We start from the raw sequence: 3,744 nt of genomic DNA, 5'->3' as shown, positions 1-3,744 counted from the left end.
TGACGTCGACCTGCTGCGCGAGGTGCAGCGGCTTTCCCAGGACGAGGGCGTCAACCTTGCCGGCATCAAGCGCATCATCGAGCTGACCAACCAGGTCGAGGCGCTGCAGGCACGGGTGCGAGAGTTGAGCGAGGAGTTGCTGGCGTCGCGCGCCAACCAGCGGCGCGAACTCGCGGTACTGCCCAAGAGCACCGCGCTGGTGGTGTGGCGACCGCGGCGCTAGCACCCGCGAGCAGCGCAACCTCAGCTGACCCGGATGGAGAACTGAGCGACGGCCGGTTCGCCGGGGCGCGCACACCGGTATCCGCCGCGGCGCAGCGCATCGGTCGGCGCGGTCATCGGCTCGAAGCACACGACGGCGTTTGCGGGGTCCTCGTCGGCTGGCGGCGCAAAGATCTGAGCCGCGGGATAGCCGCGCTCGAAGCGGACTTCCACGCGGCGCCCGCCGCCGGACACCGCGAACATCGCATTGTCGTCGACCTGATCGTAAGCGTCGTCGAAAGCCGTGTCGCCCAACGGTTCGCACCTCGCCGGCTGGGCACTGCACTCGCCGGTGGGCAGCCCCTGCCCGTCGAGGGTCAGGTGCCGCAGCGGCGGCGTCTCGATCATCCACTCGCCGCGCGCCACCCCGGGCAGCTGCAGGTAGGGGTGGAAGCCGAAGCACAATGGGACCGCCGTGTCGCCGGTCGCGGTGACCGTGGTGCTCACCGTCAGGATGCGCTCGGCCAGCAGCGCCGACACCGCGAGCACGTGCGGATACGGGAACCGGCCAGCAGCCGCGGGTCGGCGCCGAAGTCGACCTCGGCACTCAGTTCGTTGCCCGTTTCCGTCGTCACCCGCCAGCCGGGGTAGGCGGCCATGGTGCCGTGAATGGGCAACCCGTGGGGGTCGGCGCGCACGCCGTTCTCGCCCGGCGTCAGCCGCACCGTCACGCCCTGCGCGGTGTAGGTGTCACCGCCCAACCGGTTCGCCCACGGGTACAGGATGGGAATGCCCATCGTCTTGCCGGCCTTGACGTAGGCGTCCAGGCCGCGACGCTGGCCGAGTAGCTCGACCCCGTCGTCGGTCAGCGATACGCCGATCATCCCGGCCTCCGGCACGAACCGGGCGGCGACCGGCGAGGACGGGTCGCGCAGTGTCGCGATGTGCATGCCCTACCTCGGTTACCTCAACTCACCCGGACAGTGGGTCGTGCTGGATGCGTTCCGGCGGAGCGCCTTTGGCGATCAGAGCGGCCCTGGTGACCCCGACCATGTCCGGCCCGCCACAGATCAGGATCTGCCGGTCGCTCCACCCACCGTATCTGGTCACCACCTCCGGCAGGCGGCCCGTCTGGTGCACATGCAGCCCGCGGGGCGGGGTGCAGTCGGGATAGTCGGCCGCCCAGGGCGGGTCGGCGCCGTACTCGGAGACCGGCGAGACCGACAGCCACGGATTGTGCGCCGCGACCTGCCAGAGCGTGGGCAGGTCGTAGAGTTCGCATCGGTAGCGGGCCCCGAAGAACAGGTGTACGCGTGGGTTCACCGCGTAGCGGCCCAGGTCCAGAATCAGTGCGCGCAGCGGCGCCAGGCCGGTGCTGCCGGCCACCATCAGCACGTCGTCGCCATCCCGGTCGACGTGTAGCGCTCCGTGCGGGCTCGACAACCGCCACCGGTCGCCGGGGCGGGTCTCTGCGACGACGGCGGTGCTGACCAGCCCGCCGGGGACCACCCGGACGTGGAACTCGATGCGGCCGTCCGGGTCGGCCGGCATGGCCGGGCTCAGGTAGCGCCAGCGGCGGGGGCACTGCGGGACCTGGACGGTGACGTACTGGCCGGGGTGGTAGTCCATCGGGCGGTCCAGGTGCAGGCGTACGACCGCGAGATCGCGGGAGACCCGGAGGTGCTCGACGACCGTGCCGTCCCACCAGGCGGGGCCTTCCTCGGCGTCGGCGGCACCGCTCATCACCCCGGTGATCAGGTTCAGCGACGCGGTCGCGGCCGCGTCGACGGCCTCGGTCCAGGCTTGGCCGAGATGGTCGCGCAGCGCCACGTGCAACGCGCGGCGCAGGGTGCCGTAGTGAGTCGGCAGCACGCCGTACTTGCGGTGGTCGCGGCCCAGCTGGGCGAGGAAGGCCACCGGTTCGGCGGCGTGTTGCTCGACCAGCTCGGCGTAGACCCAGCGCAACGCCTGGGCGAAAGCCGCCCGCTGGCCGGCCATCTCGGCCGGGAACAGGTCGCGCACCGAGGCGTCGAGAGCGAACCAGTGCGTGTAGAACCGGTGGACGAGCGCGTCCTGCGCGACCGCCTCGCACAGCACCCGCAACGACTCCCGGTCCTCCAGGCTCACGGAACGGAATTCTAGGTGCGCCGCGCGCCGGCGATTGATCCTCGGTATTCAGGTCAGCAGCGAGGTCGACAATGGTCATCCGTTCGGCGTGCCGGGGCAGCTTCGCGGTGGAGTCAGGACCGTCGCGCAGGAGCGGGCAGCCCGCAGCGCCGGCACGTCGACCGGCACTTTTGACTTTCGGCCGACTTGAGCGGAACAGACTCAATCTTGACGGCGTTAGACAACGCGACAAGCATTTTCATTCTTACCCGACCCGAACGGAGGCGTCGTGGATTCTTTCAACCCGACCACCAAGACCCAGGCAGTGCTGACGGCGGCGCTGCAGGCGGCCTCATCCGCCGGTAACCCCGAGATCCGGCCCTCCCACCTGCTGATGGCCTTGCTGACGCAGGCCGACGGGATCGCCGCGCCGCTGCTCGAGGCGGTCGGAGTCGAGCCGGCGACCATCCGCGCCGAGGCCCAGCGCCTACTGGACCGGCTGCCGCAGGCCAGCGGCGCCAGCGCGCAGCCGCAGCTGTCGCGCGAATCACTGGCAGCCATCACGACCGCCCAGCACCTGGCCACCGAGATGGACGACGAGTACGTCTCCACCGAACACCTGATGGTCGGGCTGGCCACCGGCGACTCCGACGTCGCCAAGCTGCTGACCGGCCACGGCGCCTCACCGCAGGCCCTGCGTGAGGCGTTCGTGAAGGTGCGCGGCAGCGCGCGGGTCACCAGTCCCGACCCCGAGGCCACCTACCAGGCGCTGGAGAAGTACTCCACCGACCTGACCGCCCGGGCCCGCGAAGGCAAACTCGACCCGGTCATCGGCCGCGACAACGAGATCCGCCGCGTCGTGCAGGTACTGAGCCGCCGCACCAAGAACAACCCGGTCCTCATCGGTGAGCCGGGTGTCGGCAAGACCGCGATCGTGGAGGGCCTGGCCCAGCGCATCGTGGCCGGCGACGTGCCCGAGAGCCTGCGCGACAAGACCGTGATCTCGCTCGACATGGGCTCGATGGTGGCCGGTGCCAAGTATCGCGGCGAGTTCGAGGAGCGACTCAAGGCCGTGCTCGACGACATCAAGAACTCCGCCGGTCAGATCATCACCTTCATCGACGAGTTGCACACCATCGTCGGCGCCGGCGCCACCGGCGAGGGTGCGATGGACGCCGGCAACATGATCAAGCCGATGCTGGCCCGCGGCGAGCTGCGGCTGGTCGGGGCCACCACGCTCGACGAGTACCGCAAATACATCGAGAAGGACGCCGCGTTGGAGCGCCGCTTCCAGCAGGTGCTGGTGGGCGAGCCGTCGGTGGAGGACACCGTCGGCATCCTGCGCGGGCTCAAGGACCGCTACGAGGTGCACCACGGCGTGCGCATCACCGACTCGGCCCTGGTGGCCGCGGCCACGCTGTCCGACCGCTACATCAC

The 3,744-nt window shown here is 70.2% G+C and carries 2 protein-coding genes and 2 pseudogenes; 2 read left to right on the top strand and 2 right to left on the bottom strand.

Translation table 11 applies throughout. The annotated features are described in order from the left end of the window. Window positions 1–223: pseudogene (locus tag ACOJVU_RS05850) on the top strand (MerR family transcriptional regulator); the annotation flags it as partial. Window positions 224–243: 20 nt separating this feature from the next. Here the strand turns inward: ACOJVU_RS05850 and ACOJVU_RS05845 are convergent. Both ACOJVU_RS05845 and ACOJVU_RS05840 read right to left on the bottom strand, forming a co-directional pair. Beyond that, window positions 244–1,151 (bottom strand): annotated as a pseudogene (locus ACOJVU_RS05845) (aldose 1-epimerase). Between the two features lie 22 nt (window positions 1,152–1,173). Then, the gene (locus ACOJVU_RS05840) at window positions 1,174–2,328 is read right to left on the bottom strand and encodes an FAD-binding oxidoreductase (RefSeq protein ID WP_421528908.1); all 1,155 of its coding nucleotides are present in this window, start codon (window positions 2,326–2,328) and stop codon (window positions 1,174–1,176) included. 268 nt (window positions 2,329–2,596) lie between these two features. Here ACOJVU_RS05840 and ACOJVU_RS05835 point away from each other — a divergent pair. Next, window positions 2,597–3,744 (top strand): Clp protease N-terminal domain-containing protein (locus ACOJVU_RS05835; RefSeq protein ID WP_421528907.1); only part of this gene is annotated, 1,148 nt, incomplete at its 3' end.

It is taken from the genome of Mycobacterium sp. THU-M104 (genome assembly GCF_049197365.1).
Taxonomy (GTDB): domain Bacteria; phylum Actinomycetota; class Actinomycetes; order Mycobacteriales; family Mycobacteriaceae; genus Mycobacterium.
This window is presented reverse-complemented; position numbering and strand designations above follow the sequence as displayed.